Source organism: Neobacillus cucumis (assembly GCF_023715505.1).
Genome location: NZ_JAMBOH010000011.1, coordinates 111786 through 128983, shown reverse-complemented (window position 1 = coordinate 128983; position 17198 = coordinate 111786). Strand labels below are relative to the sequence as shown.

Below are 17198 nucleotides of genomic sequence, written 5' to 3'. Positions count from 1 at the left end.
TCATTTATTGACAAATGACTGGTTGGTCATTATTATAAATAATTGAGCTATGTAAGTCAATCAAGGGTAGGTGTAACAGTGAAAGGGATAGCGAATTTTGTACTTGGGAATAAACTGGCCGTCTGGCTGTTGACGATTATCATAACGGTTTCTGGGATCTATTCGGGGACACGCATGAACATGGAGACGATTCCGAATATATCGATTCCATACTTAATGGTGACAGGCGTCTATCCGGGGGCCACTCCTGAAAAGGTAATGGAAGATGTATCGATGCCAATTGAGAAGGCAGCTGAAGGTCTTGATCATGTAAAATCGGTACAGTCCAATTCATACTCGAACATGTCAAGTATTCAGGTCGAATATGAATACGGCATTGACATGGATGAGGCAAAACGTACCTTAAAATCAGCATTAGATGACGTGAAGTTACCAGATGGGGCACAAGAACCAAAGGTTACGGCCATCAGTATGAACATGATGCCGGTTGTGGCTCTCAGTGTGAGCAGTTCAAAAGAAGATATTGTAGATTTAACTTCAACAGTGGAGGATGTTCTTCTTCCAAAGATCGAAAAAATTGATGGTGTGGCGTCTGCCACTATTACAGGTCAGCATATTGATGAAGTTGACCTTACCTATAACCAAGCTAAATTGAAAGAATTTGGTCTGACGGAAGATAAAGTGAAACAAATGATTCAAGCGAGCAATATGGCGGTTTCTTTAGGGCTTTATCAGTTTAAAGAGGGTGAACAGGCTGTTGCGATTGACGGCAAATATATGACAGCGGATGAATTAAAGAATACGATCATTCCTGTCACACCGACTAAAACACATCCATCCCCATTTGTGAAATTAAGTGATATTGCTGCGATTCAAACTGTTGGTAAAGTTCAGTCCGTCTCCCGTACAAATGGGAAAGAAGCCATTGCGATTCAAATCGTGAAAGAGCAGCGTGCCAACACAGTTGATGTCGTTAACAGTGTGAAGGACCTGGTGAAAGAGCAAAAGGCGAAAATCGATGGTCTTCACATTGATGTGACGCTTGACCAAGGTAAACCAATTCAAGAATCTATCTCGACCATGGTGGAAAAAGCGGTCTTTGGCGGTTTCATTGCTGTATTGATTATCTTATTATTTTTACGAAGCTTTAAATCAACGATTACGTCGATTATCTCGATACCAGTGTCCATTTTCATGGCGTTACTGATTCTTCACTGGCTCGATATTACCCTTAATATTATGACACTTGGAGCGATTACGGTAGCCATTGGCCGGGTCATCGATGACTCAATCGTAGTCGTGGAAAATATTTATCGCCGCTTGCATTTAAAAGAAGAGAAATTAAATGGCCGCGCCCTTGTGCGTGAAGCGACGATTGAAATGTTTAAACCAATCCTTTCATCAACATTAGTAACCGTTGCAGTATTTGCACCATTAATTTTTGTAGGCGGCATGGTTGGTGAGTTGTTTGCACCGTTTGCCTTAACGATGACGTTTGCACTTGGTGCTTCGTTACTGGTGGCGATTACAGTGGTTCCAGCCTTATCACATACGTTATTTAAGAAAAAGTTATACAGTGAAAAGACAGGTAAGAGACATAAAGAAGTTGGCGAGCTAGCGAAATGGTATAAGTGGGGGCTAGAAAAGGCGCTTAATCATAAAGTCATTACGTCCATCATTGCGGTGGTGTTATTGGCTGGCAGTTTGGCGCTGACGCCATTAATCGGCTTTAGTTTCATGGGCAGTGAACAAGAAAAGATGATGTACTTAACCTATACACCTAAAGCAGGTGAGTTAAAGGATGAGACTCTAGAGAACGTGAAATACGTTGAAGATAAGATGATGAAACGTGATGATATCGATATCGTTCAGTTATCGGTGACCGATAAAGCGGACACCTCCACTGCTATGTTTGGCGGCAGTGGCGGCGGGGGATTAATGTATCTAATTTTTGATCCGGATATAAAGGATTTCCCTAAGGTAAAGGATGAAATTGAGAAATATGTGAAAAATCTTGACCAATCAGGCACGTGGAAGAGTCAAAACATGGGTGCCTCAACTGTTGGTTCCAATGAGGTCAGCTATACCTTCTACAGTGATAATCTAGATAAACTCTACCAATCTGTTGATAAGGTTGAAAAGGTGATGAGGAAGGATAAAGGTCTTAAGGATGTTACTTCTAGTGCAGAAGATCCTTATGTCGAATACACCTTTAAAGTAGCCCAAAATGATTTGATGCAATATGGGTTAACCACAGGTCAGCTTGTGATGATGTTGAACCCGACGAAGACACAAGATGTGTTAACGACGATCGAGAAAAACGGTGAATCCCTGGATGTGATCGTACAGCAAGAGCAGTCGAAACAGCCGGCATCGATTGATGAAATGTTAAAAACCCAGGTACCAACGGCGATGGGTAAGACTGTGCCGCTTTCACAGCTTGTAAAAGTGGAAAAAGGAACTACGTTAAATACACTGGCACGAAGCAAGGGTGAGTACTATGCAAGTGTTTCTGGAACTGTCCTTGGTAAGGATGTTAAAAAGGTAACCGATAGTCTCAAGAAAGAAGTAGATAAACTTGACTTGCCAAAAGGTGTTACAGTCGGCACTGCAGGTGTGCAGGCAGACATGACGGATACCTTTACACAGCTTGGTGTTGCGATGCTAGCGGCGATTGCGATCGTCTACTTCATTCTTGTGGTAACCTTCCGTGAAGGTGTCGCACCGTTTGCGATTCTGTTCTCGTTACCGTTTGCGATAATCGGTTCATTTGTCGGTCTATTAATTGCCGGTGAGACGATTTCGGTTTCGGTTATGATGGGTCTCTTAATGTTGATTGGGATCGTCGTCACGAATGCAATTGTACTCGTGGACCGAATTATTCATATGGAACGTGATGGATTGACGATGCGTCAAGCGGTACTTGAAGCGGGGGCGACCCGTTTACGTCCAATCCTGATGACGGCGATTGCCACGGTTGGTGCGTTAATTCCGTTAGCGCTCGGCTCAGGCGGCGGAGGGTTGATCTCGAAAGGACTTGGAGTTACCGTTATTGGCGGTTTAACAAGTTCAACATTGTTAACATTGTTCGTGGTACCGATTGTTTACGAGGTATTATCGAAGTTATTTAAGAAAAATCGGCGCGAAGAACAAGAAAACTAAGAAATGGCCCTGCAAGATGATGAGTCTTGTGGGGCTTTTTTAGCTTAGAGACGGTTTATCGGAGGTTTTTGGGAAGATATCGGCGGTTACGGAACTTTTATCGGCGTTTTTTTGATTTTATCAGCGGTTTTGACCCTTTTATCAGCTTTTTTAAAAATAGGTACCTAAGGTTTGTTTAATGTGAGTTAAATTTTGTTTGTTACATACATTAAATAAAAGGGTTTCCATTTTTTGAAAAAGAGGGTGTTGTAAATAACGACCATCCAAGAGATTGCTGAGGTCCTTGCAGGTATGGATCATTCGCTTGCCCCAATCTGGAGCCAAAATGATATTATCAAAAAGAATATAGCGATTAGTTTTGATTATTGGTTAGAAGATACCGGGATACCGATCACCTTAGCTGAATTTGTGGAGCAGTATTTGGCGCATGCCGAGTATCTGGGGGAGATGTTTTCGTCTGGGATCGAACTAGATAATGGTTGAGGTTATAAGGGGAAGTGTTCACAGCACTTCTGTTTTTATTTTGATTTTTAATAAAAACGTTTTCTTTATAAAAAAGTCCTACCTTTTCAGTATTTGTTCTAGCAAACTACCACTTTTGTCGGATGTTCTTTTGTCGATAATTGCATTAATATGTCTATTGAAGTAAATAAAGGAAAGGTAGGAATTATTAAAAGTGAAGAAAAATTTAGTAACAGCCGCTGCAACTGCCGGGCTCGTACTTACTGCTTTTGGAGCTACAGCAAGTGCACAGGAACCTGCTTATACAGTTCAGCCAGGAGACAGCCTTTGGAAAATTTCTCAATCAAATCATGTGACTATAAATCAAATAAAAGAGTGGAATGCTCTATCAAGTGATACAATCTATGTCAATCAAAAACTATCACTTACTTATACGGTAAAAAAAGGTGATACTCTTTGGGCGATTGCAAGAGATAATGGTACGACCGTAAGTGAACTAAAACGCTTGAATGGCATGACATCAAGTTTCCTTCGTGCTGGGCAGCAATTGAAGGTGGCAGAAACGAGTGTAAGTGATTCTACTTATACCGTACAAAAAGGTGATTCGCTTTCAGTGATAGGAGCGCGTTTTAATGTAACGGTTCCTCAGCTTAAATCAATGAATCAATTAACCTCTGACACTATTTATGCTGGGCAGACGTTAAATGTGAGTAGTAATGGGGCTAATACTAGCACTGTGGCTAAGTCAGATTCAGTTACAGCTGGAAGTACTGCGGCAGCTTCAAGTGTGGAAACAAAGAGTCCTTCGGTATCTTCAAATACAGCTTCCACGGGAAGCACTGCAACCACTTCAAATACGGCAGCAACTGAAGAAGCGCCAGTAACATCTGGAACAACAGTGACACCGGAAAAGGCACCAGCAGCACCGGCAGCACCGGCGACACCGGCAGCACCGGCGACACCGGCAGCACCGGCGACACCAGCAACACCAGCAACACCGGCAACACCGGCAACACCGGCGACACCGGCAGCACCGGCAGCACCAGCGGCACCGGCGACATCAGCAGCAGCAGCAACACCGGCAACACCAGCAACACCAGCAGCAGCAGCAACACCGGCAACACCGGCAACACCGGAGGCACCGGCAGCACCGGCAGCACCAGCAGCACCAGCAGCACCGGCAGCACCGGCAACATCCGGATCAACAGCAACAACCGAAAAAGCACCAACAACATCAGAATCAACAACAACGACTAATTCAGCAGCAGATCAAAAGCCAGCAACTTCTACTGAAGCAGCCCAAAAACCAGCGACTGCATCTACTTCAGTTGTTGAAGGAGTTATCGCTGAGGCTAAGAAATATATCGGTTCACCATATAAATGGGCAGGAAATACTCCAGCAGGATTCGATTGCAGTGGCTTTACAGTTTATGTATTCAATAAAGTTGGGATCTCCTTACCACGAACAGCAGCAACACAATGGGATGCTGCAACACCAGTCAGTTCGCCACGTGTAGGTGACCTAGTCTTTTTTGAAACCTATAAAGTGGGACCGTCCCATGTTGGAATTTATTTAGGAAACAACAAATTCATCAGTGCTGCATCGACGGGTGTAACCATTTCCGATATGACATCATCATATTGGAAAACTAGATACCTTGGTGCAAAATCTCCATATTAATATATAGATATCGGGAAAAACCCTTTAGGAAGACAGTATAAAAAGTGCTGTCTTCCTTTTTGTTTTAGTAACACATTTAGAGGGAATTTTTTAAAAGGGTATCATAACCCCCGAAGCCCACGCGAAGGCGAACCTTCAAGGGATAAGGAAGGTCCATAACCCCTGAAGCCCCAGCCAAAACGACTCTTCGAAGGATAAGAGGTGATCATAACCCCCGAAGCCCACGCGAAGGCGAATCTTCAAGGGATAAGGAAGGTTCATAACCCCTGAAGCCCCAGCAAAAGTGACTCTTCGAAGGATAAGAGGTGATCATAACCCCCGAAGCCCACGCGAAGGCGAACCTTCAAGGGATAAGGAGGGTTCATAACCCCTGAAGCCCCAGCAAAAGTGACTCTTCGAAGGATAAGAGGTGATCATAACCTCCGAAGCCCACGCGAAGGCGAACCTTCAAGGGATAAGGAAGGTTCATAACCCCTGAAGCCCCAGCCAAAACGACTCTTCGAAGGATAAGAGGTGATCATAACCCCCGAAGCCCACGCGAAGGCGAATCTTCAAGGGATAAGGAAGGTTCATAACCCCTGAAGCCCAAGCAAAAGTGACTCTTCGAAGGATAAGAGGTGATCATAACCCCCGAAGCCCACGCGAGGGCGAACCTTCAAGGGATAAGGAGGGTTTATAACCCTCTAAGCCCATGCGAAAGCCAACGTCCGAGGGATAAGGAAGCCGGTTTTGGTTTCTACTGGCTATTTGTAAATCAGAACTAAGTGTAAGGCTGCAGTGGCGGTCTTTTTTTGTGTCTTAGTCTCATCTCACCTACGTCTCAGGTCTGAGATGAAAATCAAGCTCTAGCGCAATTATGGAAATGAAAGAAAACAGGTAAGATGAAATCAAGATAAAGAAACAAATACCTGAACAATTCCAAGGAGGAATTAAAATGAAAAAATTTGGTTTATGTTTAGCAGGCGGGCTGGCTGCTCTTATAATGCTCCACTCCATCGGCCCAATGGTTGGATTACTGATAAGTCTCGTGTTGCTTTACTTCATCTTTAGACAGTTTCTCAAAACGGATTCCATTGCTTGGAAGATTGGTCTAGTCATTATTGGCTTGATCGTACTGTCTTCCACAATCCACCACATCCCAGCTCTTATCGGCGTAGGTGCTGCTTATGTGCTTTACCTAGTTTATAAAGAATGGAACGAAACCAAAAAGGCACCCAAAATCAATGATAACGACCCATTTGTAAACTTTGAAAAGCAATGGAATGAATTTAAGAAATAATTTTTATCAAAAGGAGAGAAATAACATGACAAACTTATTAACAAGAATCAAAGACATCATTGTAGCGGATTTAAATGAGGCCCTGAATAAAAAGGAAAATCAAAACCCGATTGCCATGCTCAACCAATACCTGCGCGAATGCGAGCGGGAAACTGAGAAGGTCGGCAAGTTGGTGGGTCGTCAAACTCAGTTGAGAGATGAATTTACAAGAGAATATAGTGAAGCCATAAAATTGGCTGAAAAAAGAAAGCATCAAGCAGAGGTTGCCTCATCCGCTGGGGAAACAGAGCTTTACCAATTTGCTGCAGCCGAGCAGCACCATTACGAAGAACGGGCACAGCGCCTGCAAGCTTCACTCACTCAAGTGACCGAGCAGCTTGATGAATTGGAAAGAAAATATGAAGAGATGAAGCGAAGAGTGAAGGATATGCAGATTCGCCGGATGGAGTTAATGGGCAGGGAAAATGTAACCCGCGCTAACTTGGAAATGAACCAGATATTAGAACCGAATTCTTACGCGAATCCTTCCTTCTCAAAATTCAAGGAGATTGAAGGTTATATGGACCGACTAGAGCAGAAGGTGAAGAGTTCTTTCTTCAGCAGTACCATTGACGAACGAATTGCGCAGCTGGAGAAAGGAAAAAACTTAAATCTAACAAAAGAATAATAGAAATAGCAGTGGTCCTAAAAAGGAGGGCCACTGCTTATTTAGTTATTAACCCTTTGTGTCAATTTTAGTAACTTCAGAAAATTCTGTTGACTTATCTTGAATTTGATTTATCATTTAATTACGAAACGTCGTTTTGCTAATAAAACATGGTTGTATGGAGGGAGTATATGCCTTATTTACAAGTAGAGGATTTAAAGATTCATTATAAAATCGAGGGCGAGGGAGCTCCATTAATTATTTTACATGGAATGGGGAACAACTCTCAATCATGGAAAAAACAATTAAAGGGCTTATCTGAGCATTACACGGTTATAGCTTGGGATGCGCCTGGGTATGGGAAAAGTTCTGATCCAACAGTAGAGTTAAAGGAATTCAAGCAATTTGCAGATGTATTAAAAGGATTTATTGATAACTTACAATATGAATCTGTTACAATTCTGGGTCATTCTATGGGTTCGGCCATAGCACTTGATTTTTGTTATCGCTTTCCGCACATGGTAGATGCCTTAATCATTTCTGATGCGACAAGAGGGGCAGCCGCCTTGAGCAAGGAAGCGAATGAACAGAAATTAAACAATCGATTAACCAACATTGAAACATTAGAGCCAAAAGAACTGGCTGCCCTGCGTGTAACGGAGCTTCTTTCTCCGCAGCCGGCGCCTGATGTAAAGAAAGAGGCAGAAAGAATCTATTCGCAAATAAGACCGATGGGCTTCCGATCAGTAGCCTATTCACTTTTTCATTTGAATCAAATGGAGATCCTGCCTCGCATTTCTGTACCTACCCTTGTCATTTGTGGAGAATTAGATAAAGTCACGCCGGTATCTGAATCACAGATTTTCCATGATGCCATTAAAAATTCAACATTTGTTACGATCCCGTTGACAGGTCATTTGTGTTATCAAGAGGATCCCAATCAATTTAATTCAATTGTCCTAGACTTTCTAACCTCTTTAGACAAGGGTAAGGATGCACACTGTAATGCCCTCTTTGATTAAACTTCATGAAAATAGTAGAATAAGTAAATTAAAGATAATGAGATGGTGAAATAGTTATGGTAAAAGATGAAAAGGAACGTTATAATGCCAATGCTTTAGTAAGAGGATTGGAGATATTAAAGCTATTCAGTGAGGAGCGTCCAACATTATCGTTGGTAGAAATCGCGAAAGAACTAGATGTGAGCCGGACAGTTCCATTTCGATTATTGTATACACTCCAAACTTTGGGATACCTCCATCAGGATGAACATACGAAACGCTATAGTTTAACTCCAAAGGTTTTGGAATTAGGATTTGCGTATTTAAGCACATTGAAACTCCCAGAAATTGCGCAGCCATACTTAGAAAAATTAAGAGATGAAACAGGGGCTTCCTGCCATTTATCGATATTGGATGGCCATGAAGTCGTTTATGTTGGCAGTGCGCCTGTTAGAGGTGTTTCGGCGGTAAATGTGAATATTGGGCTAAGGCTGCCTGCGCATGCCATTGCAAATGGGAAAGTACAGCTTGCCTATCAACCTCAGGACCAATTAAATCAAATCTTGTTTGGCTCTAATTTAAAACCATATACGGAAAGAACGCAAACAGATTACATGGAATTTCAGCAGGAATTGGATGCAATTCGGCAAAAGGGATATGCGATTACAAAGGGAGAGTTTCACCATGGAATTCAATCGGTTGCAGCTCCTGTATTCGAGCGTACCGGTAACGTAATGGCAGCCCTTAACATTGTCGCAACAGAAAAAACGTTTAATAGTGAATTTATTGAAAAAGTAGCTTTACCAAAAGTGCTTGAAGTTTCTAAAATATTATCCGGTTTTATGGGCTATCATACTAAAATGAATTAAAGCTTGCAGCTAGATGCAAGCTTTTTATTACGCGTTATGTGTTTTGTATATAAAACGAATTTTAAATAATAAAACAAAACTTATATTTTATGTTGACACAATTTTCTTAAAATTTTAAAATAGACTTAGTAGTAAACGGTGTTTTATATATAAAACACTAAGGCTGCTGCAAATAATCAAAAAAGGAGGAGTTAAAGTCAGTTATAGCCTTTGAATTATAGTATACTATGAATAATAATTTGGAAGCGTATTCATTTAAAAAGGGGGCTCTTTCATGCTGAAAGGTAACAAACGATGGATCTATATTGCGATGCCTATATTCTTCTTTTGGTTTTTTGGACAAATTGATAAATTAGGTATTTCTATTATTCAAACCGATCAAGGCTTCTTAAGTGATCTTGGATTAACAGGAGCAGATAGGAATGCCAAGATTGGAATGATTACCTTTGTATTTACCATTTCCTATGCATTGTCTAATATCTTTTGGGGATTTATCATTGACAAACTTGGAGCTAGAAAGACAGGTATTTTAGGTCTTTCCGTATGGGCACTGACCATGGTTGTTGGCGGGTTATCCACCTCTTATGAAATGTTTATTGTTAGCCGAATTGTTCTTGGGATGGGTGAAGGTATGATGATTCCCATTTGCGGTAAGTTCATTTCAAACTGGTTTCATCAGCGTGAACTTGGCCGGGCGCAATCTTCTTGGCTTGCAGGAAACTATTTAGGACCTGCATGTGGAGCTGTTATATTAACGCTTGTTATTGCTACCTTCCATTGGCAGGCTGCCTTTTTCGCTTTAGCTGCGTTTAATATTTTAATTGTACTTCCAATGTTTATATTCCTTACTCGTGATACCCCTGAAGAACATCCAGGATTGGATAAAAATGAATTAGCCTATATTCGGCAATCAGATTCTAAAGAATCTACTAAAAAACTAAACTTTACTCAAGACTTCCGTTATTGGATTGTTTGGTTTGGAATGTTAGTTTCGTCGTTCTTGTTTTTTGGTATTAGCATTTGGCTCCCGACTTATTTAGTCGGAGCAAAGGGCTTTACAAGAGAGGCAATGACTGGAATCACCTCTTTATCTTGGCTATTTGCTTTAGGTTTTGTATTAATTTGCGGATTTTTAGCGGATAAAACGAAGCGCCCTGGTTTAATAGCGACTATATTATTTCTTTTAACTGCTTCATTCTTAACTGCTGCCATATTATCTCCACAGCCAGTAATGGCCGGGGTTTGCATGGGCTTAGCGATGGGATCGCAAGGCGGTGTTTTCCATATCAGTAATTTATTTATCGTCAAATTCTCTACTCCTGAAACAGCGGGACGTGCTGCTGGGTTGATGGGATTCACCAATATCCTTGGCGGTTTTTCAAGCTATATTATGGGATGGATGGTTGATGTTTCTGGCGGGGACTTTGGACCTTCTATCGTTATGCTAATTATTGCTGCTGCGCTAGGTTTCGCTGCTTATCTGTTTACATTGAAAAAAGAAGCATCGGAGCTTAAAATGGAGAATTTGCCGCCTAATCATGTAACTGTCTAACAACCATATAAATACGGGTATTGGTTTTGTATACAAAACACAGTTGTAAATAAATGAATTTTCTCAATATTTTTAATTGACAATTATAATATTGGGATTTATTATTGGTTTATAAACAAAACAATGTTTTATATATAAAACATTAAAGGAGTGTTATGAATGTCCCAGGAAAAATTTTCATTAGAAGCGTTTGAGAACAAATATGTTGCGAGGTTAAAGGATCGCTCTCTTGATTGGAATGTGTTGAAGTTTCAGGAAGAAATAAACCCGGCTTATCGTAGAGCGCAAATGAGATACATTGGACGTGGTGCAACAGCTAATAACGATTCCAATGTCATTGCGGCTGAACACTTTACATTAAGCACGATGGTTTTACCAGCGGGATGTGAGGGACCGCTTCATTTACACGACGATGTGGAAGAAGTTTTCTTTGTTATCAAAGGAAGTGTGACAGCGCTTATCCAGGAAGAGGGAGAAAACGAAATCCATGAAATCGTCCTAAATGAGAGAGATTGTATTAGCTCCCCACCAGGAGTATATCGTGGTATTCGAAACGATGGTGACGAAGAGGCTTTGATGCTGGTTATGTTAGGAGCAGTGAAACCGAATTTACCAACCTATCCAAAAGGCAGTGCTTTAGAAGAACTTCGTATCCAGCGGGCAAAAGAAAGAGAAGCCATTATTAAAGGAAACTAATTTTAAAATTAGGCAGATGTTTCAACTAAGCATACTCCCTGATTCCTGAAAAAGTGTTCATTGACAGGGATGGTCCTCCTACTTCAATACGGGATCATCCCTGCCTGAATTTAAAAGTTTATTAAAAGTGGAGGTGGCGAGATGTTAGGAATTACACATTTACGGCATATTAGCTTAATTACCCCAGTGCTAAAAGAACAAGCTGATTTTTATGAAAAAATTTGGGGCTTAGATAAAGTTTCGCAGGATGATCAATCAGTTTACTTTCGGGGGGCAGGTCCAGAAAATCATATCCTAAGCCTACATGTCGGTGAAAAAAGTGGATTGCACCATATTGCATTTGGAATGGTGGATAAAAATGCCGTCGACCTGGCAGCCGAAATTCTTGCTTCAAAGGGCGTGAAGATTGTTTCACCTCCCGGGTATCTAGAGGAAGAGGGTAAGGGTTATGGTTTGCGTTTTGTCGATCCTGAAAATCGCTGTATCGAATTATCCGCCTGGGTGGAAATGCATACCACTATTTGGCAAAAGAAAAATGTGGATCCGGTCAAACTTAACCATGTCGTGATGAATACGAAAGACCTTGATATGATTACTGATTTCTATACGAATGTCTTAGGGTTTAAGGTGACCGACTGGAGTGAGCACCAAATGTCCTTCCTTCGCTGTAACAGGAAACACCACTCCATTGCCTTCAATCAGGATCAACACGCCTCTGTTAATCATATCGCGTATGAAGTGGATACAGTGGATGAGGTTATGAGGGGAATTAGTAATGTAAGAAAAGCAGGTTATCAAGAGATTTGGGGCCCGGGACGCCATGGTCCTGGAAATAATGTTTTTTGTTACTTTCAAGATCCAGGGAAGTTTGTGATGGAGTATACCTGTTATCTAGAAACGATTGAAGATGAGTCAGAATGGAGAGCGCGTGTCTGGAAACGGGTTCCGCATCTAATGGACCAATGGGGAATTGCTGGACCTCCAAAACCGGAAACACGGGCAGCGATGGCTGGAAAGCCAGATCCGGGTTGGGTGGATGTAATAGAATTGGTTTAGCGTCTGGATGAAAAGGGGTGGTACCATGGATTTAGGATTAAAAGATAAGGTAGCTGTTATTATGGGCGGCACATCTGGCGTTGGGTTAAAAACAGCTGAGATGTTTCTTCTGGAAGGTGCCAGAGTAGCAGTTTGTGGAAGAGATCCGGAAAGAAAAGAAAAAGCATACGATCATTTGCTGAAATTTGGAACAGTAGATTCCATTTTTGCAGCGACATGTGACGTAACGAGTAAGGACGATGTGAACACTTTTATAAACGGAGCAGCTGCTAACTTTGGCGGGATAGATATCCTTGTGAATGCTGCCGGACAAAGTGTGATGGGCTACTTCTTTGATGTAACGGACGAACAATGGGAACAGCAGATTAAGTTAAAATACTTTGCCATTATTTATGCAGTCAAGGCGGTTCATCCTTATTTTATCAAGCGGGGCGGTGGCAGAATCATTAATATTAATGCCACATTAGCAAAAGAGCCGGAAAGGCATATGATTGCTACAGCTGCTACAAGAGCGGGATTATTGAATTTAAGTAAGACGCTGTCACAAGAGCTTGCGTCAGAGAATATTTTAGTCAACTCTGTAAGCTTAGGTTTGATTCGAACGGATCAATGGGAGCGGCGCAGGTTAAAAAATGCCCCCGACATGAAAGCAGAAGATTATTATGCAGATTTAGCTAAAAAGAGAAATATCCCATTAGGCAGAGTAGGGGAAGCAGAAGAAGTAGCCAGTGTTATTTTGTTTTTAGCCTCAAGCCAAGCAAGCTATGTATCGGGATCAACCATAGAAACAGCTGGAGCGTTAGGGAAAGCGCTTTAATTTTAGAAGAAGGCAGGAATGAATGATGAGTGAACAAAATCAAAAGGAATTTACGACTGCTGATGCAGTTGTGAAAGAACTTGTTCGTGCTGGAGTGGAAGTAGCATTTGGAATTGTTAGTATCCATAATATGCCGATTTATGATGCTATTCTTCGTGAAGGAAGTATTCATTTAGTCTGTTCCCGCGGGGAGAGCGGAGCGGTCAATATGGCAGATGGATATGCCAGAGCAACAGGTAAATTAGGAGTTGTAATTACTAGCACTGGGACAGGAGCAGGAAATGCAGCAGGCTCCTTAATTGAGGCATGGGCAGCAGGAGTTCCTGTTCTTCATCTTACCGGTGAGGTTGCTTCTCCATACTTAGGAACTGGCAGAGGGTATATCCATGAATGCAAAGACCAGCTGTCCATGATGGAAGGTTCGTGTAAAAAAGCAGCCCGCTTAAGAAGACCAGAGCAAGCTGCAGCAGTCGTGAGACAAGCCATACAAGACGCGTTTGCTTATCCAGCAGGACCAGTAACACTTGAAATCCCCATTGATTTCCAATCTGCTATTATCCCAAATCATCCGATTGAAGAAATCATAACAACAGCTCCAACTAATAAAACTATTCCATCCTTGCCTGAAGAGGCAATAACTAAAATCTGTCATGCCCGTAGGCCGGTGATTTGGGCAGGAGGAGGAGTGATTTCCTCCGGCGCATCCAGAGAAGTCGAGGCATTAGCTGAAATGATTGGGGCAGCTGTGATTACAAGCCAATCTGGAAAAGGAAGTATACCTGAAAATCATCCACAATGCATCGGCCATTTTGCCGCGTCTGAATTAACGAAAAACCTGCTGCAAACCGCTGACTTATTGATCAGTATCGGTGTTCGATTCAGAGGGAATGAAACATCGAATTGGAAAGTTCCTGTTCCAAAAGAACATATAGCCATCGATGCCGACTGGCTGGCGATTAATCGTAACTATGAAGCTACCTGTGGACTCGTAGGGGATGCTAAACAGATTTTACAGGCTTTAAACGAAGAATTATGCCATAAGTCCATTACTCCAGATCCTTCCTATCTGGATGAAGTGCAGTCTGTACGGGAAGAGCTGCGAGCTCAGTTACGAGCAACACTTGGTCCCTATGAACAAATCCTTGATGGTATGAGAGAAGTGTTACCTCTCAATACGATTTTGGTCCGTGATGTAACCGTTCAAGCAAATGTGTGGGGCAGCCGCCTGTTTGAGATATATGAACCAAGAACCTCGATACATGCGTCGGGCGGCGGGATTGGTCAAGGACTGCCAACAGCCATTGGTGCGCAAATGAGTGATAAAGATCGAACTGTCGTACTAATGGCAGGAGATGGAGGTTTCATGGTCAATGTCGGTGAAATGGCAACCGCAGCGCAGGAAAAACTGCCTTTGATTGTTGTGTTGTTTGATGATGCAGGTTATGGTGTGCTCCGAAATATTCAAAGTGCAGCTTACGGACGTCAGGTAGCCGTGGATTTATTAAGCCCTGACTTTGTGTTATTGGCAAAGTCGATGGGATTTGATGCCTCACGAATTAGTTCCCCAACGGAGTTTGTTACAGAGCTTGAGAAAGCTGTAGAAAACAAAAAGCCAACGATGATTGTTGTAGACATGGAGGCTGTCGGCCCAATGGCGAAACCATTTGGAGGACCTCCGGGAGCAGCAGATGCATTTAAACCGAAAAAATTATAAGGAGGAAAGATAGTGATTTCAACGTATCCATTTGTTTCAGGCAAATATCTGATCGGCGGGAAGTGGATTCAAGCAGAACAAACAGCAGCTGTAACCAACCCGGCTAATACGAGTGAAGTTGTTGGTGAAGTGGCCTTATGTTCAAAAAGTGAAGTAGAGCAAGCCGTGTTCACTGCGGCTAAGGCTTATGAAGGCTGGTCGCAAAGTGATATTTATGACAGGGCAAACCGGATGAGGCTTGCAGCTGAGGAAATTAAAGCAATCGTTGAAGAGAATGTCACTTTACTAGTCCGCGAGAATGGTAAGGTATTAGTTGAGGCGAAGAAGGATTTACTCAGGTGTGTAGATATTATGAAACAAGGGGCGGAAGAATTATTAGAATGGTGGCAGCCTGAAAGTTTACCCGGCAGCCAAAAAGTGCAAATCAGAAAGCGGCCGCGCGGTGTGGCAGCCATTATCTCTCCTTGGAATTCTCCACTGATTCTTACATTTAAGCGGGTTATACCCGCAGTATTGGCAGGAAACACAGTAGTCGTAAAGCCGGCGACCAGTTGTCCATTAACGATTATGACTTTCTTAAAGGTGGCAGCTTCCTATTTTCCGGATGGGGTGATCAATGTGGTAACAGGTTCCGGTGGTGTGATTGGTGATGCTCTTTGCTCTGACCCAAGGGTTCGTACGATTGCGTTCGTTGGCAGTACGGAAACCGGTAAAGAAATCATGCGCCGAGCTGCCGGTACGGTAAAGAAACTGTACATGGAACTGGGCGGAAATGATGCGGCAATTGTTCTGGCTGATGCCAAATTGGATGAAGAAGCGATCAAACGCTTACGTTTTGGAATCCTTCGTGCGGCAGGGCAAGTATGCTCAGCGATCAAAAGAATCTATGTTCATGAATCGAGGTATGAGGAAGTCATTGAAAAATTAAAGAAGGAATTCAGTCGAATTCGAGTTGGAAACGGTATTCAGCCTGATGTTGAAATGGGTCCGTTAAATAATAAATCCCAATATGACTATGTTAACGGTCTGATCAAACGGGCAGCAGAATCAGGGGCAACTGTATGGACTGGAGGAATTCAACTCGATCCTGAATCATGGGATCAAGGCTATTTTATCATGCCAACCATCATTACTGGAGTAGACCAAACAAGTGAGATTGTACGTACAGAACAATTTGGTCCGGTTATCCCAGTATTGCCGTTTTCAAATATTGATGAAGCCGTAAGACTTGCAAATGATAGCGAATTTGGTTTACGGGCGTCTGTTTGGACAGAGGATGAAACACTTGCGATGAAATTAGCTGACCGCTTGGAAGCTGGAGCCGTATTTCATAATAACCACACGGTTTTCCAGGACCTTCACCTTGATTTCCCTGGATTAAAAGAAAGCGGACTGTCCCGTGAAACGAGACATTGTGGGCTTGAGTATTTCGCAGATTCATATGGTCTGGCCAACTAAAAAGGGGGATGCCTGATGAGAATAGGGTTGATTGGCGGAGGAAATATTGGAAAGTTCCTTCTTCAAAGCATCAATATGGATGGTCTTCTTCCAGACGGAAAAATTGTTGGCCTTTATACCCGCAACCAGCAAAGTGCCGGACAGCTTGCTAGGGAATTTGATACAGAAAACTATTTAGATATTCAATCACTAATAGAATCTGCTGCGATTGATTTAGTCATAGAGGCGGCGAATATTCAAGTAGTAAAAGACTACGCTGCTGCTATTTTAAAAAGTGGAAAAGATTTAGTCGTAAGCAGTGTAGGTGCTCTAGCTGATAGCCATTTTTATCAGCAACTAGAAAGAATATGCCAAGAAGCCCGCTCGAAAATTTATTTACCGGCAGGGGCAATTGGTGGACTGGATATATTGAAAGCGGCAAGATCTATTGGTGAACTTGAGTCCGTTTCCATTATTACAAGGAAACCACCTCGGGCACTGCCCGGCGCTCCTGCCGATAGAGAACAAGTGATGTTCGAAGGAACTGCAAAGGAAGCGATTGAATTATTCCCTAAAAATATAAATGTATCGATTATTTTGTCCTTGGCAGGGCTAGGACCGGATAAGACAGGTGTAAAAATAATTTCCGATCCAGCTGTGAGAAAAAATAGTCACTTGATAGAGGCTGCAGGGTCTTTCGGAGCATTATCTCTTCAAGTAGAAAATGATCCGATGCCCAATAATCCTAAAACAAGCTACTTAGCAGCCTTAAGTGTATTGTCTGTATTGAAAAATAAAGATGCAGTCGTTAAGGTGGGTTAGATGG

Annotated in this window: 14 protein-coding genes; all 14 read left to right on the top strand. The window is 42.3% G+C overall.

Going from position 1 to position 17198, the window contains the following annotated elements; genetic code table 11:
• Positions 1-78 precede the first annotated feature (78 nt).
• The 14 genes from M3226_RS17025 to nadX all read left to right on the top strand — a co-directional run bounded on the left by M3226_RS17025 (position 79) and on the right by nadX (position 17194).
• Entirely contained in the window at positions 79-3162 is a 3084-nt protein-coding gene (locus M3226_RS17025; RefSeq protein ID WP_251567227.1) for an efflux RND transporter permease subunit, read from the top strand.
• Between the two features lie 291 nt (positions 3163-3453).
• The gene (locus M3226_RS17020; protein ID WP_251567225.1) at positions 3454-3645 is read left to right on the top strand and encodes a hypothetical protein; all 192 of its coding nucleotides are present in this window, start codon (positions 3454-3456) and stop codon (positions 3643-3645) included.
• A 193-nt stretch (positions 3646-3838) separates the two neighbouring features.
• Entirely contained in the window at positions 3839-5305 is a 1467-nt protein-coding gene (locus tag M3226_RS17015) for a C40 family peptidase (protein WP_251567223.1), read from the top strand.
• Between the two features lie 934 nt (positions 5306-6239).
• Positions 6240-6584: a lmo0954 family membrane protein gene (locus M3226_RS17010; protein WP_251567221.1), complete on the top strand. Its 345-nt coding sequence runs from the start codon at positions 6240-6242 to the stop codon at positions 6582-6584.
• 25 nt (positions 6585-6609) lie between these two features.
• Positions 6610-7251: a PspA/IM30 family protein gene (locus M3226_RS17005; protein ID WP_251567219.1), complete on the top strand. Its 642-nt coding sequence runs from the start codon at positions 6610-6612 to the stop codon at positions 7249-7251.
• Between the two features lie 170 nt (positions 7252-7421).
• Entirely contained in the window at positions 7422-8252 is an 831-nt protein-coding gene (locus tag M3226_RS17000) for an alpha/beta fold hydrolase (protein WP_251567217.1), read from the top strand.
• 56 nt (positions 8253-8308) lie between these two features.
• Positions 8309-9100, top strand: a complete 792-nt coding sequence (locus tag M3226_RS16995) for an IclR family transcriptional regulator (RefSeq protein WP_251567214.1) — start codon at positions 8309-8311, stop codon at positions 9098-9100.
• Positions 9101-9374: 274 nt separating this feature from the next.
• On the top strand, positions 9375-10652 hold the full coding sequence (locus M3226_RS16990; RefSeq protein WP_251567211.1) for an MFS transporter: 1278 nt from the start codon (positions 9375-9377) through the stop codon (positions 10650-10652).
• Between the two features lie 159 nt (positions 10653-10811).
• Positions 10812-11348 (top strand): cupin domain-containing protein, encoded by a 537-nt coding sequence (locus tag M3226_RS16985; RefSeq protein ID WP_251567208.1) that lies wholly within the window; start codon positions 10812-10814, stop codon positions 11346-11348.
• A gap of 141 nt (positions 11349-11489) precedes the next feature.
• Positions 11490-12404 (top strand): VOC family protein, encoded by a 915-nt coding sequence (locus M3226_RS16980; RefSeq protein ID WP_251567205.1) that lies wholly within the window; start codon positions 11490-11492, stop codon positions 12402-12404.
• 25 nt (positions 12405-12429) lie between these two features.
• A complete protein-coding gene (locus M3226_RS16975) occupies positions 12430-13221 on the top strand; it encodes an SDR family oxidoreductase (protein WP_251567201.1) in 792 nt (263 codons plus the stop codon).
• 25 nt (positions 13222-13246) lie between these two features.
• Positions 13247-14935, top strand: a complete 1689-nt coding sequence (locus M3226_RS16970) for a thiamine pyrophosphate-binding protein (RefSeq protein ID WP_374110626.1) — start codon at positions 13247-13249, stop codon at positions 14933-14935.
• Positions 14936-14947: 12 nt separating this feature from the next.
• Positions 14948-16393 carry an aldehyde dehydrogenase family protein gene (locus M3226_RS16965; RefSeq protein WP_251567195.1) on the top strand — a complete coding sequence of 482 codons (1446 nt, stop codon included), beginning with the start codon at positions 14948-14950 and terminating at the stop codon, positions 16391-16393.
• A 15-nt stretch (positions 16394-16408) separates the two neighbouring features.
• A complete protein-coding gene (nadX, locus tag M3226_RS16960) occupies positions 16409-17194 on the top strand; it encodes an aspartate dehydrogenase (RefSeq protein ID WP_251567181.1) in 786 nt (261 codons plus the stop codon).
• The last annotated feature ends 4 nt before the right edge of the window (positions 17195-17198 follow it).